Origin of the sequence: Croceicoccus sp. Ery5 (assembly GCF_020985325.1) — a bacterium.
Lineage (GTDB): Bacteria > Pseudomonadota > Alphaproteobacteria > Sphingomonadales > Sphingomonadaceae > Croceicoccus.
This window is the reverse complement of record NZ_CP087587.1, coordinates 2,031,312-2,055,876: the sequence shown is the minus strand read 5'-3', so window position 1 is coordinate 2,055,876 and position 24,565 is coordinate 2,031,312. Positions and strand designations below refer to the sequence as shown.

The 24,565-nt window shown below is 59.2% G+C and carries 27 protein-coding genes and 1 tRNA gene; 22 read left to right on the top strand and 6 right to left on the bottom strand.

The window, feature by feature from the left end:
* The first annotated feature begins 53 nt into the window (after nucleotides 1–53).
* The 19 genes from LOZ74_RS09715 (at nucleotide 54) to LOZ74_RS09630 (ending at nucleotide 14,540) form a co-directional block, all read left to right on the top strand.
* Nucleotides 54–1,721: an ABC transporter substrate-binding protein gene (locus LOZ74_RS09715; RefSeq protein ID WP_230291035.1), complete on the top strand. Its 1,668-nt coding sequence runs from the start codon at nucleotides 54–56 to the stop codon at nucleotides 1,719–1,721.
* A gap of 34 nt (nucleotides 1,722–1,755) precedes the next feature.
* Complete coding sequence (locus tag LOZ74_RS09710) at nucleotides 1,756–2,673, top strand: ABC transporter permease (RefSeq protein WP_230291034.1); 918 nt, start codon at nucleotides 1,756–1,758, stop codon at nucleotides 2,671–2,673.
* A 16-nt stretch (nucleotides 2,674–2,689) separates the two neighbouring features.
* Entirely contained in the window at nucleotides 2,690–3,628 is a 939-nt protein-coding gene (locus tag LOZ74_RS09705) for an ABC transporter permease (protein WP_230281023.1), read from the top strand.
* Between the two features lie 4 nt (nucleotides 3,629–3,632).
* Nucleotides 3,633–4,691 carry an ABC transporter ATP-binding protein gene (locus LOZ74_RS09700; RefSeq protein WP_230291033.1) on the top strand — a complete coding sequence of 353 codons (1,059 nt, stop codon included), beginning with the start codon at nucleotides 3,633–3,635 and terminating at the stop codon, nucleotides 4,689–4,691.
* Nucleotides 4,688–5,677 carry an ABC transporter ATP-binding protein gene (locus LOZ74_RS09695; RefSeq protein WP_230291032.1) on the top strand — a complete coding sequence of 330 codons (990 nt, stop codon included), beginning with the start codon at nucleotides 4,688–4,690 and terminating at the stop codon, nucleotides 5,675–5,677. The genes LOZ74_RS09700 and LOZ74_RS09695 overlap by 4 nt, the downstream gene beginning before the upstream one ends.
* Nucleotides 5,678–5,890: 213 nt before the next feature.
* Nucleotides 5,891–6,364: an outer membrane beta-barrel protein gene (locus tag LOZ74_RS18330; RefSeq protein ID WP_370638817.1), complete on the top strand. Its 474-nt coding sequence runs from the start codon at nucleotides 5,891–5,893 to the stop codon at nucleotides 6,362–6,364.
* The gene (locus LOZ74_RS18325; RefSeq protein ID WP_370638909.1) at nucleotides 6,307–6,957 is read left to right on the top strand and encodes an OmpA family protein; all 651 of its coding nucleotides are present in this window, start codon (nucleotides 6,307–6,309) and stop codon (nucleotides 6,955–6,957) included. The genes LOZ74_RS18330 and LOZ74_RS18325 overlap by 58 nt, the downstream gene beginning before the upstream one ends.
* Nucleotides 6,958–7,425: 468 nt before the next feature.
* Nucleotides 7,426–8,577 (top strand): site-specific integrase, encoded by a 1,152-nt coding sequence (locus LOZ74_RS09685; RefSeq protein WP_230291031.1) that lies wholly within the window; start codon nucleotides 7,426–7,428, stop codon nucleotides 8,575–8,577.
* Entirely contained in the window at nucleotides 8,574–9,263 is a 690-nt protein-coding gene (locus LOZ74_RS09680; RefSeq protein ID WP_230291030.1) for a hypothetical protein, read from the top strand. Before LOZ74_RS09685 ends, LOZ74_RS09680 begins: the two co-directional genes overlap by 4 nt.
* Before the next feature lie 68 nt (nucleotides 9,264–9,331).
* The gene (locus tag LOZ74_RS09675; protein ID WP_230291029.1) at nucleotides 9,332–9,523 is read left to right on the top strand and encodes an AlpA family transcriptional regulator; all 192 of its coding nucleotides are present in this window, start codon (nucleotides 9,332–9,334) and stop codon (nucleotides 9,521–9,523) included.
* Nucleotides 9,523–9,810, top strand: a complete 288-nt coding sequence (locus LOZ74_RS09670; RefSeq protein ID WP_230291028.1) for a hypothetical protein — start codon at nucleotides 9,523–9,525, stop codon at nucleotides 9,808–9,810. Before LOZ74_RS09675 ends, LOZ74_RS09670 begins: the two co-directional genes overlap by 1 nt.
* A complete protein-coding gene (locus LOZ74_RS09665; protein ID WP_230280721.1) occupies nucleotides 9,807–10,058 on the top strand; it encodes a hypothetical protein in 252 nt (83 codons plus the stop codon). Before LOZ74_RS09670 ends, LOZ74_RS09665 begins: the two co-directional genes overlap by 4 nt.
* Complete coding sequence (locus tag LOZ74_RS09660) at nucleotides 10,055–10,441, top strand: hypothetical protein (RefSeq protein ID WP_230291027.1); 387 nt, start codon at nucleotides 10,055–10,057, stop codon at nucleotides 10,439–10,441. Before LOZ74_RS09665 ends, LOZ74_RS09660 begins: the two co-directional genes overlap by 4 nt.
* A 117-nt stretch (nucleotides 10,442–10,558) precedes the next feature.
* Nucleotides 10,559–11,311 (top strand): hypothetical protein, encoded by a 753-nt coding sequence (locus LOZ74_RS09655; RefSeq protein ID WP_230291026.1) that lies wholly within the window; start codon nucleotides 10,559–10,561, stop codon nucleotides 11,309–11,311.
* A gap of 159 nt (nucleotides 11,312–11,470) precedes the next feature.
* Nucleotides 11,471–11,662, top strand: a complete 192-nt coding sequence (locus tag LOZ74_RS09650; protein WP_230291025.1) for a hypothetical protein — start codon at nucleotides 11,471–11,473, stop codon at nucleotides 11,660–11,662.
* 23 nt (nucleotides 11,663–11,685) lie between these two features.
* Nucleotides 11,686–12,750, top strand: a complete 1,065-nt coding sequence (locus LOZ74_RS09645; RefSeq protein WP_230291024.1) for a phage major capsid protein — start codon at nucleotides 11,686–11,688, stop codon at nucleotides 12,748–12,750.
* Nucleotides 12,747–13,499, top strand: a complete 753-nt coding sequence (locus LOZ74_RS09640; RefSeq protein WP_230291023.1) for an HK97 family phage prohead protease — start codon at nucleotides 12,747–12,749, stop codon at nucleotides 13,497–13,499. Before LOZ74_RS09645 ends, LOZ74_RS09640 begins: the two co-directional genes overlap by 4 nt.
* Nucleotides 13,496–13,867 carry a hypothetical protein gene (locus LOZ74_RS09635; protein ID WP_230291022.1) on the top strand — a complete coding sequence of 124 codons (372 nt, stop codon included), beginning with the start codon at nucleotides 13,496–13,498 and terminating at the stop codon, nucleotides 13,865–13,867. Before LOZ74_RS09640 ends, LOZ74_RS09635 begins: the two co-directional genes overlap by 4 nt.
* 274 nt (nucleotides 13,868–14,141) lie before the next feature.
* Nucleotides 14,142–14,540: a hypothetical protein gene (locus LOZ74_RS09630; protein WP_230291021.1), complete on the top strand. Its 399-nt coding sequence runs from the start codon at nucleotides 14,142–14,144 to the stop codon at nucleotides 14,538–14,540.
* A 110-nt stretch (nucleotides 14,541–14,650) separates the two neighbouring features.
* Here the strand turns inward: LOZ74_RS09630 and LOZ74_RS09625 are convergent, their stop codons facing one another.
* The 4 genes from LOZ74_RS09625 to LOZ74_RS09610 form a co-directional block, all read right to left on the bottom strand.
* A complete protein-coding gene (locus LOZ74_RS09625) occupies nucleotides 14,651–15,013 on the bottom strand; it encodes a PilZ domain-containing protein (RefSeq protein ID WP_230293858.1) in 363 nt (120 codons plus the stop codon).
* Between the two features lie 164 nt (nucleotides 15,014–15,177).
* Nucleotides 15,178–16,161 carry a GGDEF domain-containing protein gene (locus LOZ74_RS09620; RefSeq protein ID WP_230291020.1) on the bottom strand — a complete coding sequence of 328 codons (984 nt, stop codon included), beginning with the start codon at nucleotides 16,159–16,161 and terminating at the stop codon, nucleotides 15,178–15,180.
* A 237-nt stretch (nucleotides 16,162–16,398) separates the two neighbouring features.
* Nucleotides 16,399–16,788 (bottom strand): hypothetical protein, encoded by a 390-nt coding sequence (locus LOZ74_RS09615; RefSeq protein ID WP_230291019.1) that lies wholly within the window; start codon nucleotides 16,786–16,788, stop codon nucleotides 16,399–16,401.
* Between the two features lie 28 nt (nucleotides 16,789–16,816).
* Nucleotides 16,817–16,898, bottom strand: a tRNA-OTHER gene (locus LOZ74_RS09610).
* A gap of 94 nt (nucleotides 16,899–16,992) precedes the next feature.
* Between LOZ74_RS09610 and LOZ74_RS09605 the strand changes: the two genes are divergently transcribed.
* Nucleotides 16,993–18,267, top strand: coding sequence for a site-specific integrase (locus tag LOZ74_RS09605; RefSeq protein ID WP_067735715.1), 1,275 nt, complete (start codon nucleotides 16,993–16,995; stop codon nucleotides 18,265–18,267).
* Here LOZ74_RS09605 and LOZ74_RS09600 read toward each other — a convergent pair.
* Entirely contained in the window at nucleotides 18,255–18,410 is a 156-nt protein-coding gene (locus LOZ74_RS09600) for a DUF5818 domain-containing protein (protein ID WP_165859608.1), read from the bottom strand. The genes LOZ74_RS09605 and LOZ74_RS09600 overlap by 13 nt on opposite strands.
* A gap of 66 nt (nucleotides 18,411–18,476) precedes the next feature.
* Nucleotides 18,477–19,136, bottom strand: a complete 660-nt coding sequence (locus LOZ74_RS09595; RefSeq protein ID WP_013832718.1) for a lytic transglycosylase domain-containing protein — start codon at nucleotides 19,134–19,136, stop codon at nucleotides 18,477–18,479.
* Nucleotides 19,137–19,262: 126 nt separating this feature from the next.
* Between LOZ74_RS09595 and LOZ74_RS09590 the strand changes: the two genes are divergently transcribed.
* Nucleotides 19,263–20,171 (top strand): toprim domain-containing protein, encoded by a 909-nt coding sequence (locus LOZ74_RS09590; protein ID WP_067735712.1) that lies wholly within the window; start codon nucleotides 19,263–19,265, stop codon nucleotides 20,169–20,171.
* 103 nt (nucleotides 20,172–20,274) lie between these two features.
* The gene (locus LOZ74_RS09585; RefSeq protein ID WP_230291017.1) at nucleotides 20,275–24,507 is read left to right on the top strand and encodes a bifunctional class I SAM-dependent methyltransferase/DEAD/DEAH box helicase; all 4,233 of its coding nucleotides are present in this window, start codon (nucleotides 20,275–20,277) and stop codon (nucleotides 24,505–24,507) included.
* Nucleotides 24,508–24,565: the final 58 nt, after the last annotated feature.

The window sequence follows — 24,565 nt, the reverse complement described above, 5'->3', positions numbered from 1 at the left end:
GCCATCGTCGCGCGATGAATACGGAATTTCGTGCCGAGAGGACTGCTTGCCGGATGCCCCCCCGCTCCCAATCCGCCGCGGGGCTCACCCGCCGCGCCTTCGCCGCCTTGTCGCTGATGTTTTCCGCCGGTCTGCTGGCGGCCTGCGGTTCGGGTGAGCGATATACCGATCAGGCCGCGCGCGACGGTATCCTGCTGTTCGGCAATGGCAGCGAGCCGAAAGGCCTCGACCCGCATCTGGTCACCGGCGTGCCCGAGAACAAGATCATCTCAGCCCTGCTGGAGGGTCTGATTGCCTATCATCCGACCGACGATCTTCAGCCCGAGCCCGGCATGGCCGAAAGCTGGGAAAGCAACGATGATTATTCGGTGTGGACCTTCCATTTGCGCGATGCGCAATGGACCAATGGCGATCCGGTGCGGGCCAGCGATTTCGTCTATAGCTGGCACCGGATGCTGACGCCCGAACTGGGCGCCGAATATGCGGAAATGCTCTATATCCTGAAAGGGGCGGAGGCATTCCATCAGGGCAAGACGACCGATTTCTCGACCGTCGGGGTCAAGGCGGTGGACGACAAGACGCTGGTCGTCACGCTGGAAGGGTCGGCGCCATTCTTCCTCAACATGCTGAAACATTACAGCTGGTTCCCCGTAAACCCCCGCGCGGTCGAGGAAAACGGTGGAATGGCCAACCGGCAAAGCGGATGGTCGACGCTGGAGAATTATGTCGGCAACGGGCCGTTCGTGCTGGACGACTGGGTTACGAACCAGATCATCAAGGTGCGCAAGAACCCGAATTACTGGGACGCCGACAGGGTCAAGCTGAACGGCGTGGATTTCTATCCGGTCGAGAATGTGACCACCGAAGAAACCATGTTCCGCGGCGGGCGTCTGCATCTGACCAATACGGTCACGCCCGACAAGATTCCCGTCTTCCTTGAAAAAATGCCCGGCGAGATGATGATCGAGCCCTATCTGGGCAGCTATTTCTATCGCATCAATGTCACCCGCAAGCCATTCGACGATGTGCGCGTGCGCAAGGCATTGGCCTATTCGATCGACAAGAAGCTGCTGGTGGACAAGGTGACCAAGGGCGGGCAGATTCCCGCCACCGGCTTCACCCCGCCCGGCATGGTGGGCTTTGATGCGTCGACCGCGGCGCAGTTCCAGCCCGATCTGGCGCGGCAATTGCTGGCAGAGGCCGGCTATCCGGGTGGCAAGGGCTTTCCCGACGTCGAAATCCTGATCAACACGAATGAAGCGCATCGCAAGATTGCCGAAGCGTTGCAGGCGATGTGGCGCAAGGAACTGGGCGTCAATATCGGCATCTATAACCAGGAGTGGAAGGTCTATCTCGATAGCCAGAGCAATCTGGATTACGACCTTGTCCGCGCGGGCTGGATCGCCGATTACGCCTATCCCAATACGTTCCTCGATATCTTCACAACCGGCAACGGCAATAACGATACCGGCTGGAGCAACCCGCGTTACGACGGCCTGATCAATCAGGCCCGCACCGCGAAAACCGATGACCAGCGTCTGAAGCTGCTCCACGATGCCGAAGAGGTTCTGATGGAGGATATGCCGATCATCCCGATCTATTGGTATACCCGCACCTATCTGAAAAGCCCGCTGATCGAAGGCTGGCACCCCAAGGCGCTGGACAATCATCCGCTGAAATATGTGTCGCTAAAGGCCCCTGCGGCGCCCGCCGCCGAATAAGCCCGCCCGAAAAGCGTATAGGGAGAGCAGAGAAATGTTCCGCTTTGTCGCCGTCCGGCTGGTTCAGGGGCTGTTGGTGCTCCTTGCCATCTATGCGGTCACCTTTTTCCTTGTGGCGGCAACGCCCGGCAGCCCGTTCAGCACCGAACGCGCCATCCGCCCCGAGATCCTTGCCCAGATCGAGGCATTTTACGGCTATGACAAGCCGGTGGGCGAGCGTTTCGTGACGTCGGTCACCAATGCGCTGCGCGGCGAATTCGGGCCGAGCGCGGTCTATGCCAACCGGTCGGTGACCGCGATCATTGCCGAAAGCTTTCCGGTATCGCTGAAGCTGGGATCGATCTCGCTGGGGCTGGCGCTGTTTCTTGGCATCCCGGTCGGCATTCTGGCGGCGGTCCGTCAGAACAGCTGGCTGGATTATGTGCCGATGTCGGTGTCGATGGCGGGTATCTGCCTGCCGACCTTTGTCATGGGGCCGCTGCTGGCGCTGGTATTCGGCCTGATTTTCGAAGTGCTGCCGGTCGCGGGCTGGTTCGGGCCCGAATATGTGATCCTGCCCGCACTGACGCTGGGCCTGTATTACGCGGCCTATTTCGCGCGGCTGACGCGTGGCGGCATGCTCGAAATGCTCAATCAGGACTGGGTGCGGACCGCCCGCGCCAAGGGCGTGTCGGAAACGACCATCGTCTTCAAACACTGCCTCAAGGGCGGGCTGATCCCTGCCATCACCTTCCTCGGCCCAGCGCTGGCCGGAATCATCTCGGGCAGTTTCGTCGTTGAAACGATCTTCCAGATCCCGGGGCTGGGGCAATGGTTCGTGAAGGGCGCGCTCAACCGCGACGACTTTCTGATCCTCGGGCTTACGGTCCTTTTTGCGGCGCTGATCGTGGTGATGAACCTTCTGGTCGACATCGTTCAGGTCGCGCTCAATCCGCGACTGAAATACGAATAGGCGCTGGGTATAATTTATGAGCGATCATTCCGAAACCGCCGTACTGGCCAACGAACCCGTCCCGCCGCCGACCGAGGCGAGCGAGATTGCCGCCGAAGAGCTGGAGGAGGGCTCCTCCCTCTGGCGCGATGCATGGCACCGGCTGAAACGCAACCGGCTGGCGGTAACCAGCCTGTTCATCTTTATCTTCATAACCCTGTTCTGCGTGGTCGGGCCATGGCTTTCGCCCTATGACAGCCAGACGCAGGATCTGTTCCTCGGCGCGGTGGGCCCGTCGGCGGATCACTGGTTCGGTACCGACACGCTGGGCCGCGACCTGATGGTGCGCGTGATGGAAGGCGGGCGGATTTCGCTGCTCGTCGGGCTGGTCGCCACGCTGGTCGCATTGTTGATCGGCGTGATGTATGGCGCGGTCGCAGGCTATCTGGGCGGCAAGGTCGATAGCGCGATGATGCGCTTCGTCGATCTGCTCTATGCGCTGCCGTTCACGATCTTCGTCATCCTGCTGATGGTCGCTTTCGGGCGTTCGCTGTGGCTGATTTTCGTCGCCATCGGTTGCATCGAATGGCTGACCACGGCGCGTATCGTGCGTTCGGGCGTGATCAGCCTGAAGAAGCAGGAATTTGTCGAGGCTGCCAATTCGCTCGGCTTTTCGCATATGCGCATCATCGTGCGGCACCTGATCCCCAATGTGCTTGGCCCCGTGATCGTGGTCGCCACGCTGACGGTGCCCGCCGTCATGCTGCTGGAGGCGTTTCTGTCCTTCCTTGGCCTTGGCATCCAGCCGCCCAATGCATCGTGGGGCGTGCTAATTAACGAGGGGCAGCAGAACATGGAAATCTTCCCGTGGATGCTGATGTTCCCTGCATTTTTCTTTGCGCTGACGCTGTTCTGCCTGAATTTCCTGGGCGACGGACTGCGCGACGCGCTCGATCCCAAGAGCGCGAAGGACTGATCTGATGGCACTTCTCGAAGTTTCCGACCTGCGCACATCGTTTTACACCCGCGGCGGTGTGGTGCGCGCGGTCGATGGCGTATCGTTTACGCTGGATCGCGGCGAGACGCTGGGCATCGTGGGCGAATCCGGATCGGGCAAATCGGTCACCTGCTATTCGCTGATGAAGCTGATCCCCGAACCGCCGGGCCGGATCGAAAGCGGGACGGCGTTTTTCGACGGGCAGGACCTGTTGCAGATGACGCCGAAGCAGCTTCGCAAGGTGCGCGGCAACCGGATCAGCATGATCTTTCAGGATCCGATGACCTCGCTCAATCCCTATCTGCGGATCAGCACGCAATTGATCGAGGCGCTGCAGATTCATCAGGATATCGACAAGAAGGCCGCGCTTCACAAGGCGATCGCCGCCTTGGAAGAGGTGGGCATTCCGGGCGCAGCGCAGCGCGTGACCCAATATCCGCACGAGTTTTCAGGCGGCATGCGCCAGCGCGTGATGATCGCCATGGCGCTGATTACCGAACCGGACCTGCTGATCGCGGACGAGCCGACCACCGCCCTCGACGTGACGGTACAGGCACAAATCCTCGACATCATCAAGGAACGGCAGGAACGGCTCGGCACGGCCGTGATCCTTGTCACACACGATCTGGGCGTGGTGGCGGGCACCTGCGACAAGGTGAACGTGATGTATGGCGGCAAGTTGATGGAAAGCGGCACCGCCGAACAGGTCTTTTACGACCCGATCCATCCCTATACCCGCGCCCTGCAAAAGACGATCCCGTCGCTCCAGACCAAGGGTGCGCAGCTTTACACCATCCCCGGATTGCCGCCGGACGTGTCAAAGGACATCAAGGGCTGCGCCTTCTTCCCGCGTTGCCCCTATCCCAAGCTTGCCGTGCCCGAAGGCGCGCGCCCGCAGCTGGTCAACAAGGGCGATGGCCATTGTTTCGCCGATTGCCGCTTTTGCGATAGCAGCGCTCCGATCGAGAGTGTCTTGCCGCAGCATGACGCCGGCGATCTTGCGAGCATCGAAACCGCAGCCGAAGGGGAGGGCGCGGCATGAGCGATTTCCTCGTCCTGAAAGATGTGAAGACCCATTTCGATCTGGGCAACAAGCCGTTCAGCCGTACCAGCAAAGGGGTGGTGAAGGCCGTCGACGGTATCTCGCTCACAATCCACGAGGGTGAGATCCTTGGCCTGGTCGGCGAATCCGGCTGCGGCAAATCGACCCTGGGCCGCACGATCATGCAATTGATCCGCCCCACTTCGGGCAGCGTCTTTCTGGAAGGACGCGAAATCAGCGCCTTGTCGGACCGTGAATTGCGGGCGGCGCGGATCGATTTCCAGATGATCTTCCAGGATCCCTATGCGTCGCTCAATCCGCGCATGACGGTGCTGGATACGCTGGCAGAAGCAGTGCGGACGCGCCATCCCGAGCTGAAGGGTGACGCATTGCGCGCCCGTGTGGGCGAACTGATGCGCACGGTCGGCATGAATCCGGCACAGATGCGCCGCTATCCGCACGAGTTTTCGGGCGGGCAGCGCCAGCGCGTCGCCATCGCCCGCGCTCTGGCGCCCGAACCAAAGCTGATCATCGCGGACGAGCCTGTATCCGCGCTCGACGTGTCGATCCAGTCGCAGATTTTGAACCTGCTTAAAGATCTGACGAAACGGATGGGGCTGACGATGATCTTCATCAGTCACGATCTGTCCGTAGTCCGCTATATCGCCGATCGGATCGCGGTGATGTATTTGGGCAAGATTATCGAATTGGGTAGTGCCGAAGAGATCGTCGACAATCCGCTCCATATTTACACCCGCGCATTGATGAGCGCGATCCCGATGCCCGATCCAAGGCTGGAGCGCACCCGCAGCCGGATCGTGCTGGAAGGTGACCCGCCAAGCCCGCTGAACCCGCCGTCGGGGTGCAATTTCTGGCCGCGCAGCCCGGTTCCGCACGACGAACATATGAAGACGCATGTTCCTGAATTCACGGAAATAGTTCCGGGCCATTTTGCATCGAATTGCCCGTTCTGCCTCCAGAAATGACCCGCGTGCTACTCACTGTCACAAGGCTGTCGGATTTCGCGGCCAATTAAGGTGCGGTTGCGGTAAAGCCTTGCAATCGGGAGAAATCCGGAGATTATAGTTAATTCCAAAGCCCTTAGGGTGTTTTGGAAATTAATTACTCTAGATTGTAACTTTCTGGGAGCATTAATATTACATGTGCTTTGCTCAATACGGAATCTCGGGGGAAACGCATTGAAAAGTCGCATTTTAATCGGGCTGGCGGCTACGTCGATGTTGTCGACGGCTGCACAAGCGCGAGAGGGCAGTTTTTATATCGGCGCCGATGGCGGCTTGATGCAGCCAGAGACGAGCGACGTCGATCTGGACAGCGTCGGTCCTGCGGGTGAAATCGAATGGGGTATCGGGTACGACTTCGATGTTGACGCCGGTTACGACTTCGGCGCTTTCCGCCTTGAAACCGAAGCGGCGTACAAGGGTGCGAATGACGACGGCGGGACCACCCGTAACGGCGAGTTCGAGGACGACGAAGCGTCGATAGATTTCACGACACTGTCCTTCATGGTCAACGGCATGGTCGATTTCGGCCGTGACGAGGGGCTGCAGGGCTTTTTGGGCGGCGGCGCAGGCGTCGCACGCACCAAGTGCATATGCCCGGCGACACGGTCTATTTCTCGGACTCCGACACCGGCTTCGCATGGCAGCTGATCGCGGGCATCCGCGCGCCACTGACCGATAATTGGGATGCGGGTTTCATATACCGCTATCTCCGGCATGACGGGATCGAAACATCCGATGCTGGCGCATTCGACGATGGCTATGAAGTCGATTTGCGCACCCATTCCTTGATGGGTTCGCTTACCTATAATTTCTGGACGCCGGAACCGCCGCCGCCTCCGCCGGCACCGCCTCCGCCGCCCCCACCGCCACCGCCCGCGCCGCAAGTGGTTTGCAATACGGGCCCCTACATCGTGTTCTTTGATTGGGATTCGTCGAAGATCGCTGCCGAGGCTGCCGGTATTCTGGATAGCGCGGTCGCATCCTATGCGGATTGCGATAGCGTGCCGATTATGGTGGCAGGCCACGCCGACCGTTCGGGACCGTCGGGCTATAACGTCCGCCTTTCGGAAAAGCGCGCCAAGGCTGTCAGCGATTATCTGACGGCCCGCAATATTCCGGCGGGTGAGATCACAACCCATGGCTTTGGTGAAAACCAGCTGCGGGTCGAAACGGCCGATGGTGTGCGCGAACCGCAGAACCGCCGTGTAGAAATCACCTATGGTCCCGGTTCGGGCATGTGAATTTCTGCCAATTGCCGATAAAGAGGGGGTGGTGCAATCCGGCCCCTTTTTTCATGCGCATGGCATGCGTATCGCGCGCTCGGCAACCGTCTGCCAGCCCTGCCGAACTTTGCCTAATAAAGAGAGGAGGGTGGTGGACGCACTAGGGCTCGAACCTAGGACCCGCTGATTAAGAGTTATAGGGCAAGGCATCCGGCAGGGTCCGATTTCATCCATAAATCCTTGTTTTTCAATGGTTCATAGTCCGGCATCATCCGGCGCCATCCGATAGTATTTGCACCATCCTGTTATCCGGGGTGACACGTTGCCCGGAAATTCGTGGAACCGCTGAACAATTCAGCGAGCCCATGAAATTCCCATGAAAGCGGGGTAACAGATGGCAAGCGCGGGTAACATCGGCCTGACCGATACCAAGGTGAAAGGATCAAACCGCCTGCATCGGGGCGTATCGAGGTTCCTGACGACAAGGTGCAGGGCCTGCGGGTCCGGGTATCGAGTAAGGGCACGAAAACCTTTGTCCTGCGCAAGCGGCAGGGTGCGAAGGTCCATAACCTGACCCTTGGCACCTATGGCCCCCGGTTCGGGCTGGCCGAGGCACGGCGCAAGGCGCGGATCTATCTAAACGACCTGGAGGCAGGGAAGGGCGCACCGCCCCCTGCGAAGCGCGCACGGGCCAAGGGCGGGACCTTCCGCCAGTTGATCCCCACCTATCTCGACAGCAAGAAAGACCTGCGATCCCATAGCGAGATCAAGCGCATCATGGATGGGTATGTCATGCCCGAACTGGGCGACCGCTTCGCTGATACCGTGACGCGGGGCGAGATAACCGAACTGATCGACAACATCGCGGCGACCGCCCCTACGATGGCCCGCGCGGTCCATGCCCAGCTATCGGCGTTCTATACTTGGGCCATGCCGAGGCTCGACAAGCTGGAAGCGAACCCCTGCCGCGATGCAGGGCGACCGCCGAGACCGAAAGCGCGCGATCGTGTGCTAACCGAGGCTGAACTGAAAGCCTTGTGGGCGGTGGCCGAGGACGAAGCGAACCCATGGGGACCGGGCCTAAAATTGCTGATGCTGACCGGCGCGCGGCGTGACGAGGTTTTCAGCGCGGATCGTGACGAGTTCGATCTGAAAGCGAACGAATGGACGATACCGGCGGATCGGGCGAAGAATGACGTTGTGCATTTCGTCCCCCTGCCTGCCGTCGCGAAAGCCGTTGTCGAGGCGGTCCCCGAGGTCGAGGGCAGCGGAAAGCTATTCCCGACGCGGACGAAGGCGGGGCAGGCTGATCGCGGCCCTAGCGGTTTCAGCAAGGCGCAGGCACGGTTTCGCGAGAAGCTGAATAAGGTACTAGATCGCGAGGGCGGGCCGCACTGGACCTTGCATGACATACGGCGAACCGTCGCGACCGGACTGCAACGTCTAGGGGTCCGATATGAGGTTACAGAGGCGGTTCTAAATCACGTTTCGGGCGCGCGGGGCGGCATCGCTGGCGTTTATCAGCGCCATGATTGGAAGGACGAGAAACGGGCCGCATTGGAAGCATGGGCGAACGAACTGGACCGGATCGTGCGGGGCACTGATGAAACCAACGTCATAAAGTTGGAACGGGCATGAACGCGGCGGAAAAATGGGGCCTGCTGAGCTGGCAGGATGCAAGCGCCTATCCTGCGCCGGACGACCTAACGACATTAGAATGGTGGTGGGAGTTCACGCGCCGCCGTTCCGATTATCGGGAGCTATGGGATGGGGCAAAGCGTAGCATCACGGTCGATGGCTTGCGCGCCGCCCCTGACGTGGACGTATCACGGGTAAAGTTCCAAATGTCGCGCCTGTTGGACCCGAGCAAGACATACCCTGAATGGACGATCATTCAGGTTTGCCATCCGACGAACTACGGCATGGAACCGGAGCCGTCTCATATCTTCGATGATCTAGACAACCCTATAAGCCGCGCCGCCGTTGGATGGCGGAACAAGAAGGAGGAACTAGCGCAAGAGGCAGGCCACTATCGGTTCAACTTCGACTTAAACTTGCCGCTGCAACCGCAACTTGATCGGGCGAAACAGTATCTCGAAATTCGGCAGGCGCACCTTAAGGGCAAGGTCCTACGCGACACCAACATGAAAAACGGCAGGCATCGCTGGCCCGAGTATCTACGAGTTCTGGATGCGAAGGAATGCGGCGCAGGGCCAACCGAGATAAAGCGGACCTTGTGGCCCGATGACGAGGCAAAGCGACCATCTAGTGCAGATGCCGCGCACAAGCAGGCGCGCCATATTCAAAATAACTTCCCCCTTTGAATAGGAAGGAACGGCGGGATTTATCCGCATAAGTAGAGGGCCGTCCGAAACAATACGGAGCGGCACCAATGACGAAATTTCTTCGCTTGAGCGAGGTCCTGAACCGGACCGGCATGTCTCGCTCGACCCTCTACGAACAGATTAGCGCCGGGACATTCCCCAAGCCGGTCAAAGTATCGTCTCGCACGAACGGCTGGCCCGAAACCGACTACGAAGCATGGGCTGCCGAGCGCATTGCTGAGCGAGGGGAGGCGGTCTGATGGACAGCAAAAACCCCCGCGCCGGGTTGGGCGCAGGGGCTGGGATATCCTCTGGCAGGGATGCTTTCAGCATTACCTCAATTCAACAGAAAATACCAGTCATTGTCGACCGCCATGTCGTAATCGGTAAGGGTGCAGACGGCACCTATTTGGTGACCGTTTCGCCTTCCCTGCCGAACCATCCCCCGATGATTTTCAACGAGTATCGCAGGGCGCGCGGTTACGCTGGCGGGCTGCGTCTCGTTCATCGCTGGGCGATTCACGACGAAACGGGAGGCGGAAAATGAACACTGTTAAGAAAGACCCTAGCAGCGACATCTGGGGCGCGGTCCTTCGCTTCGAAGAACTGACGAACCGCCTTTGCCGCATCGAACGCCTGATGCGCCTCCTTGCCTGCTCGCAATGCGTTTCAGAAAGCAGTGCAGACGCAATCGAAGGCTTGGCCGATCTGGTCGATGCCTGCCGCGAAGAATCCGTAAAGTGCCAAGATGAATTCGCGGCGTTGTCCGGTTCCTATCGGGAGACGGCGCAATGAGCATTCACCAGTTCAGCAACAGCGCAGTGCCGCTGCCCCGTGACCAGCTTGAAGCAATGATGGAAACGATAACCGCCATGCAGCGCGTGACAGGCGCAATGGCGGTAGCCTTGCTGGCATCGCTCGACCGGATCGATGGCGACCCGGACGAAGAGACAAACGCAGTGGGGGACGACTTCACGCCTATGCCCTCTGAAATCGACTTCGGCCCGGGCTGTGAAATCGCAGATGCACCCGAAGCCAACGGCGACGAGCGCGATGGATCGATGGGCGAGGACGACTTCTGCGTCCACAATACCGGTGGCGACTACGGCGCGGGCTGTCCCGTGGCCGATCCGGGCGGGTGCGAGCATGACGGGCGCGAGCCTGACGATGGCTATTGAGGTGCGCCGATGGCCAAAAAGCGCATCTTCACGACCCTGCCAATGCAGGCGATAGCCGACCCTAGGCCTACCGCCCTGGACCTCCGCTGTCTCGCAGCCATAGCGCTGCGGGACGGCATGTCCGGCCTGAAAGGCAAAGGCGGCGGCTGCTATGCTAAGCGTGAGACACTGGCCGCTGATGTCGGCACTGATGTCACTCGCTTCAGCAAGTGTCTCAGCAACCTCATCAGTTGGGGCTATGTCGCCCGCGAACCGCAACTGATTGACAAGCGGCGCTTTACGCTGCGCGTCGTCTATGGCGGTGAACAAGGTGACCAACCCGCCACCCAATCAGGTGACCAGTTGGCAACCTATCGTGCCGAGATAGGTGGCGAAAGCGCCCCTGACGATCCCGAAATAGGTGACCACGCCAATGCCAAGAATGGCGGTTTCTCTAAGGAAAACGACCGACACTATAGTTCTCTAAGAGAGGAACTAGATTTCGATAAATCGAATGAACTAAATTCCCCTAAGGGGCCGGGTTTGCATTTTTCAGATGATGACGATGTCTTGGATAGCATCTTCTCATCAGGCAGGTTCCACTCCGAAAGGTCAGCCAGGGGAAAAGATACGGCTAAAGCCGTGGCTACCGAGTGGGCGCTAGGGCCGTATCTGCCGAGCAACCTCTCGAAGCTCCCGCTTGGCGCACAGGTTTCAAAGATCGAAGCTGCATTCAACGCCATCGGGCGCAATGCTGATCTGATGGCAGAGAATGAGCGGTCGATGTTCTCGGAACTGCTCTACAACATTAGCGACGAATATGGCGGCGGTGATCTGGACGCAGTTGCCCAGCAGGCCATTCACCTGTGGGAAGAGATGGCGGTGTTCTGATGGGGGGTCGGGGCTTGCGGGCCGCTGGGCCGACCACATGGGACCGATCTGGCCCCCTCGACAAGATAAACCGTAACATTGGCAGCATCGTTCGTGACAACTGCGATGTCTGACCGGACGGCAGCCGAAAGACAGAGGCGGCGCAGAACCCGAGAAGCGATGGGCCTTGCGGTCTATCCGGTCGAAGTCAACGCACAGGTTCTCAATGAACTGGAAGGAGCAGGACTTATCGCTGATCGGGATATCACCGATAAAGACAAAGTAGCTTCGGCGTTGCATCGGGCGCTGACTATTTGGGCGAATGAAAACTTTACGTCACGCGTGACACGGATTGCACGCGGAAAGCGGTAATAGGGTTTCAAAGGAGACCCGACTTGTCACGTATTGTTTCTGTTCGCCCAACTCTGAAGGGCATCGACTTCACCCGCATGGCAATGGCAGCTGCGATGGGACCGGAAGCCCGCGACATCGCCGTGAAGCGCTGGGGCGAGCAATCCCTAGCCGTTCGCGTGGCAAATGCTGGCGGGGTTGAGCAACTGGCTTTCAACAAGGCTGCCGTAGCGGCGGGTTCGACCGTATCGGGCAACTGGGCCGAACTGCTGGCGGATGAAGAGACGGCAGTTACCGAGTTTTTTGAGGCTGTCCGCGAACGGTCGATTATCGGGCGCATCGCGGGTTGGCGGAATGTTCCGCTTCGAACCCGCCTTGTGTGCGCCAATAGCGGTTTCACGGCGGCATGGATTGGCGAGGCAGAGCCGGTATCGCTTAGTGCCAGCGCATTCACCGAAGACAATTTGCCTTCGCGCAAGGTCAGTGCACTGACAGTGGTCACCGATGAAATGCTCGATAGCGCCGATCCGCAGGTTGAATTACTGATCCGGAATGATTTGGCCGGCGCTGTTGCGGCGGCTGTCGATCAGACCCTGCTTGACCCGACAAACGCTGGCGTGGCCGGTGTCATGCCTGCGTCCCTCAGCAATGGCATTACCGCCACGACTGCATCGGGCACTTCGTCTGCTCAGACCGTCCGGAATCTGATTGCTGATTTTCCCAGCGATCTGAGCCGCGCCGTCCTGATCGCATCGCCGGTCACTCTGGCGAACCTTTACGATGCAAACCAACTTCCGAACATCGGAGTTCGCGGCGGCAACGCAATCGGCATTCCCGCCTTCGCGAGCGAGCAGGCGGGCGACTATCTGACGCTGATCGATCCTGATGGCATCGCCATGGGCGCAGGCACCACCGACCTGCGCACCAGCCGTGAAGCGACCATCGAAATGCTCGATAGCAGCCTTGTGCAGGATCCCAGCACCGGCACTGGCACCGCCATGGTTTCGCTGTTCCAGATCAATGCCGCTGCGATCATGGCGACCCAATTTGTAAACTGGGAAGTTGTGCGGCCTTCGGTCAGCTACGCAGATGTAGGGGCCGCATCGTGAATCGCGCCTATTCATTTCTGACAGTCAAGGATTTGGACCGCGAGCAGCGTCGGATTTCCGGCTGGGCTTCTCGTCCTGAAGTGGACCGTGCGGGTGACATCGTGGAACCGATGGGGCTAATGCCTGCCAAGGGCACGATCAACCTTTTGCTCGACCACGACCATTCCCGCGCCGTGGGCGTTGTCGAAAGCGTGCAGCCATCAAGCGATGGCGTTCGCTTCACAGCCCGCATCGCCAAGATTTCTCAAGCGGGCGCGCTCAAGAGCATGTGCGACGATGCTTGGGAAATGGTGCGCGAGAAGTTACGAGCAGCGGTTAGTATCGGTTTCATGCCGCACCAAGCTGAGCCTATGCCAAGCGGCGGCTATCGATTCAAATCATGGTCCCTGCTCGAACTGAGCTTGGTCAGCGTCCCCGCTTGCGAATCCGCGACCATCGACAGCATCAAGTCCTATGACCGGACGTTAAGGCAAAAGGCGAACACCGGTGGCCGGGTGGTGCGTTTGAGCGATGTCCCGCGCGGTGTAGCCACGCTAGCCAATGCGAACACCGGAGGCCGTGTCATTGCCGATGCAATGCTGAAGGCGGCTGCAAGGGTTGAGGCCGATGCCGAACGGCTGCGTGATCTGAAGGCGCTGGGCACGCCGCATATGATCCTCAACGATGCGCTGACTGCCGGTGCAAATGCGACAGACAAGGCGCTCGCAGAAATTCAGGCGCGCGTTGCAAGGTTGGAGGGAAAAGCATGAGCCGGGAAGTCGACATCATTGACGCTCGCCATCCCCGTACCTCTTACATCACGCAGGACGAGGCATGGCGCGATCTGCGCGGGCTGGTCTTGGCTGAAACAGGCGTTGATCTGGAGCGAAGCCACAACTTCGCCATCCGCATCGTGCCGGTGAAACACTCCACCATGGCCGCGATCATCTGCGCACCTCACAGCGCACCGACAGCGGAAATCATGGCAGAGAATTCCTTCGTGTCTTTCTTCGGCAACATCGGCCCCGTTATGGCCGAGGCCGCACGCGAAATGGCAAGGTCCGGATATCATCCGGGTTTTTGTCGCCGCATTTCCGATCAGCGCGAGGCAATACATTGCCCCGGTGCCCTGCACTGATCGGCCCGCCCGCGTCTGGGCACGGGGCTGCGTTTCGTTCCATCGGCGCAGCCCCACTCGGGGCGGGGGGAAGGGTCGCCTCCGGCGCGTTTGGCATAGTACCGACCCCGGACCTCAACGTTTTCGCTATTACAGGAATTGTCCCGCGCGCGGGCGCGCGCGAGGCTAATCAACCTAGGAGACTATCGACCCAAGGGGGGGGAGGGTCAGAGTACCCCCGTCCATCCTTGGTACCGACCCCGTACCCTTTCGCACGCATCCACAGTTGAATTCTATGAGTTACACCATGGTACGAACACCGATCAGCAAGGCACACATCACAGGCACTGCTACACGAAATCCGGGCCGGTATGCGGGACGCAACGCCCCGAACCTGTCGGCGCTGGGAGAACCCCCGGATGTGTTAAATGCGGCTGAACGTGAAGCGTGGGTGCTGTTTGAAGCAGAGTTGCCATGGCTTCATCGGTCGCACCGCGCGATTGTGCATCTGGCCTGCGTCTTACGGGCGAAGATCGAGGCCGGAATCGATGGCATCAATCACCTTCAGGTCTATTCCGCCACCCTGTCGAAGCTGGGTGCGACTCCGGCAGATGAAAGTCGTGTGGGCTGGCATGAGGACGACGATGAGGACGACTGGTTTTCGGAAAGGGCTTCGGGCGGCAAGAATTCGTAGTGATTTTGCCGGGCTTAGCTGAGCCTCTCTGGCGACCGAGGAATTGCCCCAGGCGACCCTGCGGTCGATCTGCCCGCAGAAAAAGCGATAATTCAGCTTGTGGAGACGTTCTAGCAGGCGCGCAGCGGAATAGCTTTGGCGACTTCCAATTGCGGCAACTTGCCATTCTGGATCGACGCAAGAACATGCAGATAGACTGAGGGGTAGAGGGGTTGAAGAAACCGGACACCAGCTTCTCTTCCCCGCTCTACCCATTGGATCTTAGCGTCGATCGGCGCCAGGCCACCGAAGCGAACTGTCAGGCGGTCTCCAACATTGAGTCCCCTAGAGATACCTTCCAAACGCGCTCCCTCAGCCGTCAGGTCGACCAAATGTGCGGGGTAAGCAATCCCCGCGCCAATGCGATAATTGCATGGCGCTTTGACTGCGACACGATCCAACTGACGGGAAGGAACCTGGTGCGACTCTGACATTTCGTCTTGGTAAACTTCCAAGGCTAACGAAACGTTAAATGCCCTTGGAGGCCGCTGACGAAACCTGAACTCTATGTTTCATCCGTGGTCCATTTATATTGACGAAGGATGCTTGAAGCCAGCTAGTCAATCAATCGAAGAGCAAAACTCGAGGTTCCATGCCCTCAAGCAGCAAGAGGATTTTTCGCTTTGCCGCTGCGCGCTTCGTTGTCGGCAGACCGATCTTTAGACCGGATAGGGACGCGCAAATGTCCTGAGTCATTCAGTGTTGGGGCGAAAGGCACCAATGTCGTCGGATCCCCTGGAACAGAAAAGGCCATTAGCAAACCGGAGCGGTTTCGCTTCGCATGATACATCAATGAATCTGCCTGCTTAAGTTCCCCGTCGATCGAACTTGTTCCACACGGCAAGATCAGCGCTCCAAGGCTGCATTTTAGTTCGGACATCTCGGTGCAGACGGACTCGTTCAAGGTCGCATTGAGCCTTGTAGCCACTGTATTAGCTGCTGCCAGATCGCGTACCCGCATGAAAATGACAAATTCGTCCCCACCGACCCGAGCGAATATATCATCCGACCGAATGGAGTTTCTGACCTTCGTGGAAAAGTGCGATAAAGCCAGATCGCCCGCCTCGTGACCAAGCTGATCATTAAGCTTCTTCAATCCGTCAACGTCGGCAAAGATTAGAAGGGATAACTCTTCCAGACCATTTTGCTTCTCTACCGCCTCAAAAAAAGCCTTTCGGTTATACGCGCCAGTTAATGGATCAATTCGAGCAAAATGCCATTCGATCTCGAGCGCGGCCCGAGCTACGCCTAGCATCAACACGACTGCAAGAGCACTACAGAACTTCAAGGCCATCAGAAACGGCCCATGATTGAGGTCTAAAGCTTCGCCAAGAAATACCTGAGTAAGCGCGATGAATATTCCGAGGAGAGCGGCAAATCGGTTACCGACAAACCACGCTCCGAACGCGCAAATCAGCAAGAAGAAAGCGCCGAAGCCGATGTCAGGTTGCAGACTGCTCGCGATAATCGTGACGAGCGCAATCCCGGTCAATATCGATGCAGCAGCCGACTTTGGAACCTTCATAAAGAACGGTTTTCCAAGCTGTACCGCTCGGGATTTAGCGCTGCGGCGCTCGTTCATCGTTCCATATATCATGAACAATTATTAGCGGGGGCATAGCTAATTTTTCCCTAACGTGTTTGCTAGTCCTGCTTCCGATCAGGCCAACAAGTCCGCCTGCGTGGCAGCGATCAGGGCGGCATCGGCCTCCACATCGGTAAGCAGATACCCATCCGCACGGCGCTGGCTGATGCCAGAATCGTCGATATACCGCGCTAAACCGTTCTTCGGTAAGGCAGGACACCTAAACCGATCTAACTATTGAATCTTGTCCAACAGGATCGGGACGAGGATGGCGGCAATAAGCGTTGCAACGGCAACCCAGAATGTCGCAATCGTCCATCGAATGGTTTGGACTTTAGCACGTGAAGCCCGCTTTTCCTGCTCAGCCTTCAGAACTCCACAGGCGGATTGTGCGCCCGGCGTGGTGAGTAGTGAAGTCCGATGGATTGCCTCCACAATGGCCTCATCCGACAGCTGTGCCACGACACCCTCATCGACAGCGCGCCATGGGGCGGGCGGACCGCCGAGCTTGATTGTGGACGTTCCGTGCTTTTCAGCTTGTTCAGCCACAATGGAGCCAAGCCATTCAAAGGATTGACGGCCGCGTTTGTTACCCCGCTTGTTACCCGGGAGCATTCGCGGCATCAGAAATCCCCGCTAAGTGTTTGAATTTTGGTGGACGCACTAGGGCTCGAACCTAGGACCCGCTGATTAAGAGCTGAAATCAGAGGGTCCTTGCGCTTCCGCATGCGTCCAAAAATGGCTGAAATCCGCGATTCATAGTCCGCATTGTTCTTGAAATGTTCGCCAGTATCCACTATAAAAAGCTACCTAAGGTAGCAGGGACATATGGCGAACAAAGTTGGTTTGACGGATGCTCGGATCGCAGGTTTGAAAGCGCCTGCAAGCGGGCAAATTGAGGTCGCTGATGGCATCGTGACCGGTCTGCGGCTCCGAATGGGAGCGAGCGGCACCAAAACGTATATCTTGCGTAAGCGCGTTCAAGGTAAATGGTTGAACGTGACTATCGGGCGGCATGGCCCGAATTTCACTCTTGCACACGCCCGTCGGAAGGCGCGGGACCTGCTCGTCGACGTTGAGCAAGGCAAAAGCATCGCCAGAAAGCCGGGAGCAAAGAAGAAGGGATCGAAGGGTGTCGGCACCGTCGCCGAGCTATACGAGACATATCTGGCTCAACAGATCGTTGGCAAAAAGCGGAGCGCGAATGAGTTCGACCGGGTTTTCCGCAAGTACATCGAACCTGAGCTAGGCGACCGCCTCGCCGATTCGATCACCCGAAGCGACGTCAGCCGCTTCGTAGAGAAGATCGCATTTGAGCGGGGCAAGGAAACCCTGACGATGGCTCGCATCGTTTATCGGCACCTTTCGACGTTCTACTCATGGGCGCTCACCAGACTTGAACATTTGCCAGCCAATCCGTGCCGGGACGCCTGGCGCCCAAAAAGGAGCGAGCCTCGCGACCGGGTGCTCAGCGATCGAGAGGTCGCTGCACTGTGGCAAGCCGCCGTCGAGGATGGCTATCCGTTTGGTCATCTTGTGCAGATGTTGATTCTCACGGCCCAGCGCCGGGGAGAGGTGCTCGACGCCACTTGCGACGAATTCGACTTCAAGGGGAAAGTTTGGACTGTACCAGGAGATAGAGCGAAAAACGGCAAGGCAAATGTGGTGCCTTTATCCGCACAGGCCCTCGAGGTCGTCACCGACATCTTCGCGGCCGCCGGGATCGCGCCTGAAGACGCTCACAGGCAATCCCAAATTCTACTGGCATCCAAGGTCACCAGCACAAACAGTGTCAGTGGGCTGTCAAAGGCCTGGAAGCGGATAAGGGCAAGCGTGGACGAGAAACTCGGCTATGAAGCCGCTCATTTTACCATGCATGACATTCGCCGGACGGTGGCGACCGGACTGCAGAGGATTGGAATACCGCTGGTCGTTTCAGAGGCCGTTCTCAATCATCAGTCCGGCTCGGCAATGGCTGGTGTCGCCGGGGTCTATCATCGGCATCAGTACACGAATGAAAAACGCGAAGCTCTCGCGCTGTGGGGCAGGGAGGTTCTACTGCTCGTCGCGAAGTATCCGCCGCAGGACAGTCAGGAAGAATGACTCTCCACCCCAAGCCAGTCGGCGCGTATCCGATCCATGCCCGCGACAACGCCGTCAACGGTCACTGTATATCCGATGAAGTCCTCACCGACATCATCGCCTTCGATAATCCAGACATCGTCAGCAGCAGTAGTCAGGATCATTCCGCGCCTGCCACGGCTTAATGTCCCCGATACGCGTATTCGACCCGCGCTCACAACCTCCCCCTTTCAAAAACGCCAATGGCGCAGCACTTCGCGCACATAGGCCGGCGTCTCGCCATTGCGAGGAATACCGCCTGCGCGCTCGACGGCTCCTGGACCTGCGTTGTAGGCAGCGAGGGCCAGATGAACCACCCCGAACTTGTCCAGCATCTGGCGTAGGTATCGGGCCGCACCCAAGATGTTCGCCTTGGGATCGAAGCGATTTGAAACGCCAAGGTCCCGCGCTGTCCCTGGCATCAATTGCCCCAAACCTGCGGCCCCGGCCTTGCTGATGGCCATCGGATTATATCGTGATTCCGTCCATACAAGAGCGTCGAGAAGGCCGCTTGGTAGCGAGTATTGAGCCTCAGCAGCGTAAACATGAGGAAGGTAGCTTGCCCGACGGAATCCCGATGGCGCGCTGCCTTGGGGCTTTGGATATCGATAGGGCAGATAGGTTCGACCCGTATCGGTAGCCGGCGGCTCGGACCAGATCGTTGGAGGCTTTCTCCAAATGCCATGTTCGACGAGAAGGAAGCCATCAGCCCCTTCTGCAACGCGGAAGCCGTCGGTCGTCAACTCCGAGGCAACGGTCATCTGAGGGGGCTCCATCTCCTGCGCGTGAGCGGGGAGGACGGACCCAAGTCCTGTCGTTGCCCCTGCAACTACTGCCCATTTCAGTCTCATTCCCGAATCCTTTGGTGGTCGAATCGGGAAAGAACATATATAGAACATGTGATGTAGGAAAATGAAACGTCAGCGACGCAGAGCGGAGGCTGCGCGGGTGGAGGCACGTTACGATGGAGATGCCCCATGCACCAACACCGATCATCCCAATTCCAAGGTCTGCAACTGGAAAACCGCGCGCGCAAGATAGTCGAGCAGCTGGGCGGTGCCTGGTCGCGTTCGCGCGGAATGTGCTGCTGCCCGGCCCACGACGATCGCACTCCTTCGCTAAGCATCACACTCGGAAAGCGCGCAATTCTTGTTCATTGCTTTGCCGGCTGCACGAACGAGGCGGTGATAGAAGCCATGGCCGGGCTCGGAATACGAATTGCGGACCTGTTCGATGGCACGAGTGGTCCGATCGTGGCCGAACCGCGCGAGGAAGTCGCCAATCGCAATGCGCTGAGGCTCTGGCGTGAGGCATCGACCATCGCTGGCAGCCCCGCCGAGAAGTACCTCGTGTCCAGAGGCATCACGATTTCTTCGCCGGAGCTGCGTTTCCACCCGCATATGCCGCTGGGGCCAAAGGGTGCTGTCCGGTTTCTACCCGCGATGGTGGCGGCCGTGCGCAATGATGCAGGAATTCTGGCGCTGCACCGCTCCTTCCTTGACCTCGACAAAACCAGCTTGGCTTCTTTCGATCAGCCCAGGCGTGCGTTAGGCAGCCCCGGTTCTGGGGCGGTGCGTTTCGCGTACCCGAATGGGGGACGCCTTGGCCTCGCAGAGGGAAACGAAACGGCCCTCTCCGCGATGCAAATATTCAATGTTCCCTGCTGGGCGACGCTGGGAAACGAACGCTTCGGCCTGGCCGCAATCCCGGAATCGGTGCGCCAGCTGTATCTCTTTGTCGACAATGATGCGGGCGGGCACCTTGCTGAAGAGCGTGCGCGAGAGGCCTACGCTTGCGAAGGGCGGCTGATTGTTACCAGGCGTCCGGAGCTAACCGGCGACGACTGGAATGATGTGCTCATGCGCTCAGTCCGAGCTGCGGTCTGAATGTCGGTGAGAGGAAAGCGGGCTTGGGGCCTTGTGAGGCCCCCGGGCGGATCCATCCGAACGGACACCCGGACAAACCCAGGGCCTCTTCAGGAGGTCTCTCATGTCACACGCAAATACCGCTTTCGCATTCTCCGATCCCGCCGAGCCGCAAGTGTTGGCAGCGGCGAGGGCGCTGGCCGCGCGGCTCGCTGCAGATCAAGCAATTTCACGGCTCACTGTGAATGCAACAATGGCCGATCATTTCGGCGGTAGCGACGCCGAAGGACGCTGGTCCGTACGCGATGCCCATGCAGCACTTGAATTGGCGCAGGTGCTATTCCTGGCGCAGGCAACTGAATTCTCACCTGCAATGTCATCCAGCTTTGCCGATGAGGCTTTCACGCGCCTTGAAGGTCTGGTCCCGACCCAGTCCAACCGGAGCGACGAGCAGATCGAGTGGCAACAATTCGCAACGCCGCCTCGTCTGGCCTGGATGGCTGCAAAGGCATGCGCGATTTCTGCCGCTGAACTGGTTCTCGAACCGTCGGCCGGGACCGGCATGCTGGGCGTATGGGCTGCAAAGGCAACTGCGCGTCTTGCTCTCAACGAGATATCGCCGCTGCGCCGCGAATGCCTGGGCGCCGTGTTTCCGGAAGCGACAGTTACGGGAATTGACGGGGAACTGGTCGACGAACTTCTCACCCCCGACGTGGGTCCGAGCGTGGTGCTGATGAACCCGCCTTTTTCACACAGTATCGAGAGGGGCCACGATAGCCGTACTTGCGATCGGCACTTGCGTTCTGCCTGGAAGCGTCTTCTGCCAGGTGGCCGCCTGGTCGCAGTGATGCCCGAGTGGTTCGAGCTTCCGAAGTTCCTCGCCGGGATCGCCGGTCCCGTCGCGCTCCGCCTCAACGCGACAATCGAGCGCGGTTTCATCAAGCAGGGCACATCAATCTCAACCCGGCTGCTGGTACTCGACAAGGCTGAGGATGGTACCAGCCCGATCATTGCCCAGCCGGCAGATTTTGCCGAGCTTCATTTGCTGATCGATATGCTGCCTGACCGGGTAAGCCTGCCCGCCGAACCCAGCATCGGCACCAAGCCAGCCTTGCCGCTGCGACTGGCGGCGGGAAAGAAGAACCCGGTTCCGCTTAGCGCCCGTCCAGCCGCTACGGCGCCGTCGATCCTGCCGCTTGCATTTACGCCGCGCGAAGCACCTGCGCCGATCGAGAATCAGGTTGGGCATTATTTGCCTTACCGACCGAGCCGGATCTCAATTGCAGATGCTGTCCCGCATCCGACCCCGCTGGTCGAATCCGTCGCGATGGGTTCGATCACCGCACCCGTGCCCGAAGTGGTGCCTCAGCTTCCTTCGAGCATCATTGCTGGAGGCGTCTTATCCGCTGCACAGGCCGAGACCCTGATCTATGCCGCAAGCGCGCATGCCCGCGATCTGCCGGGCCGGTTTGAGCCCGACGACAAAGGTTGCGCCTTGAAGCCGAGCGCCGAGGGGCACGCCTACCGCATGGGCTACTTTCTTGGTGACGGAACTGGCGCAGGCAAAGGCCGGCAAGTCGCATCTGTCATCCTCGACCGGTGGGTGAGGGGCGAGCGGCGCCACATCTGGATTTCCAAAAACGAAGCTTTGCTCGAAGACGCCCGCCGCGATTGGAGCGCGCTCGGCGGCCTTCCCATCGACGTTCAGCCCCTTGGTCAATGGAAGCTCGGTGTCCCGATCGGGATGCGCGAAGGCATACTCTTCGTGACTTATCCCACACTACGCTCGGGACGCGGCGACGCGACCCGGCTCGAGCAGATTCTCGAATGGGCAGGGGAGGATTTCGTCGGGCTCATCGTCTTTGACGAAGCCCATGCGATGGCCAACGCCGCTGGCGGGGAAGGCTCACGTGGTAAGGTCAAAGGATCGGAACAGGGCATTGCCGGTGTTCGCATCCAGAATCTGCTGCCGCGCGCCCGCGTGCTCTACGCTTCGGCGACTGGGGCATCCGACGTCAATAATCTCGCCTATGCCACCCGTCTTGGCCTGTGGGGTCCCGAAACGGCTTTTGCCAATCGCGAAGCCTTTGTCGCAGATATCCGTGATGGCGGTATCGCTGCAATGGAACTGGTCGCCCGTGATCTGAAGTCTCTGGGGCTTTACGCGGCGAGGGCACTTTCATTTGCCGGGGTTGAGTACGAGATTCTGGAGCATTGCCTGACCCCCGACCAGGTAGCGGTTTATGACGCCTATGCAGACGCCTGGGCAATCATTCATGCCAATTTGCGGGAGGCGCTCGAGGCAACCCGGATCGTCGACACTGACAGTGGCGATACCCTCAATTCAGGTGCCAAATCGGCTGCGCTTTCGGTATTTGAAGGCACCAAGCAGCGCTTCTTCGCGCAGCTCCTTCTATCGACGAAGCTGCCGAGCCTGCTGCCTGCGATTGATACGGCGCTTGCCGACGGCAACGCGGTTGTGGTGCAACTTGTCTCGACCGCCGAAGCCATGCTCAACCGCCGCCTCGCCGATCTCTCCGATGCAGAGCGTGAAGCGCTCGAAATCGATCTCTCCCCCCGAGAATACGTGGTCGATTACCTCACCAAGAGCTTTCCGGTTCGGTTGATGGCTGTGTTTACGGACGAAAATGGCAATGCCCGGTCTGAACCGAGGAGTGATGAGAATGGTGCTCCTGTTCTGTGCCGTTCGGCGCTTGCCGCGCGCGATCGCATGATCGAGCAGCTCTGTGCCTTGCCGCCGATCGCGACGGCGCTCGATGCAATTATCGAACGGTTCGGTGTCGATCAGGTCGCCGAAGTCACGGGCCGTACCCGCCGCCTGATTGTTGGACACGATGGGCGCCAAGTACTCCAGTCGCGCTCTCCACGCGCCAATGTCGCCGAAACGCGAGATTTTATGGACGGGACAAAGCGGATTCTGGTTTTCTCCGATGCCGGTGGCACCGGCCGCAGTTATCATGCCGACCTTGCGGCAAAGAACCAGATGCGCCGGGTCCACTTTCTGCTTGAGCCGGGCTGGCGGGCCGATGCCGCAATTCAAGGGCTTGGCCGGACCAACCGCACCAATCAGGCATCGGCCCCGCTGTTCCGCCCGGTGACCACCGACGTGCGTGGCGAACGTCGGTTTATATCGACCATTGCACGTCGGCTCGACAGTCTCGGGGCACTGACCCGAGGGCAGCGCCAGACAGGTGGGCAGAACCTCTTCGATCCTGCCGACAATCTCGAGAGCACCTACGCCAAGGAGGCGCTTCATCGCTGGTTCGGCCTGCTGTTCGCAGGCAAGCTGGAAGCCGTTACGCTTTCTCGGTTTGAGGAATTGAGCGGGCTCAGGGTCGAAGGGCCCGACGGCGGGATGGTCGATGACCTGCCAACAATCCAGCGCTGGCTCAATCGCATCCTCGCGTTGCCGATTGCTTTGCAAAACGGCATATTTGACGAGTTTCTCGGCCTCGTCGAAGCGCGGATCGATGCAGCACGCCAGGCCGGCACGCTCGACATTGGGGTCGAGACCATTGCGGTGGAGCATTACGATGTGCTGACCGACACGCTACTGCGCACCGATGCGCTGTCGGGCGCGACTACGCATCTCCTGGAGCTCGAGATCGCCCGCGCGCTCAAGCCTTTGCGTCTCAAACGCCTCGAGGAGCTCTACGGCTTTTCAGGTGCGCGTCAGCAGCTTCTGCGTAATACGCGCTCAGGCCGGATCGGGCTGCTTGTCCCAGCGCGCAGCCTGCTCACAGACGAAGGTATGCGGGTGGCCCGCTTCGAGCTTGTCCGTCCCTTGAAGCATGGGCACATCACCGCCGATCAACTCGCGGAGAGCAACTGGGACACGGTGGATCCAACCGAATTTCAGCGCCTGTGGCAGGCGGAGGTCGATGACGCCGCATCAAATCACAAGCGCGAGCGACTGCATCTTGCAACCGGCCTGCTGCTTCCGGTGTGGGACAAACTACCTTCCGACTATGTTCGGGTCAGCCGGATCTCGGCGCGAGACGGACGCTCGCTGTTAGGTCGGGAGGTTCCGCTTCATTGCGTGCCCGAACTGTGCCAGGCGCTTGGGCTCGAAGACGAACATTCCGTTTCGGCAGAGCAAACCGTCGATGCGGTGCTCGGGACAGGGCGATCGATGCAAATCAAAAGCCGCGAAGCGCTTACGCTCAAGCGCAGCCTCGTGAATGGCGCGCAGCGGCTCGAACTGGCTGGTTGGTCGGCGTCGCGCCTCGACTGGTACAAGGCACATGGGTGCTTCACCGAGATCATACGCTATCAGACGCGACTTTTCGTCCCGACGACGAGCGCGGTGGCGGTCTTGGCGGGACTTGTCGGATGAGGCAGTCCTATATTGCCAATTGGCATCTAAAGTGATATATGATGCCATATGGAGAATG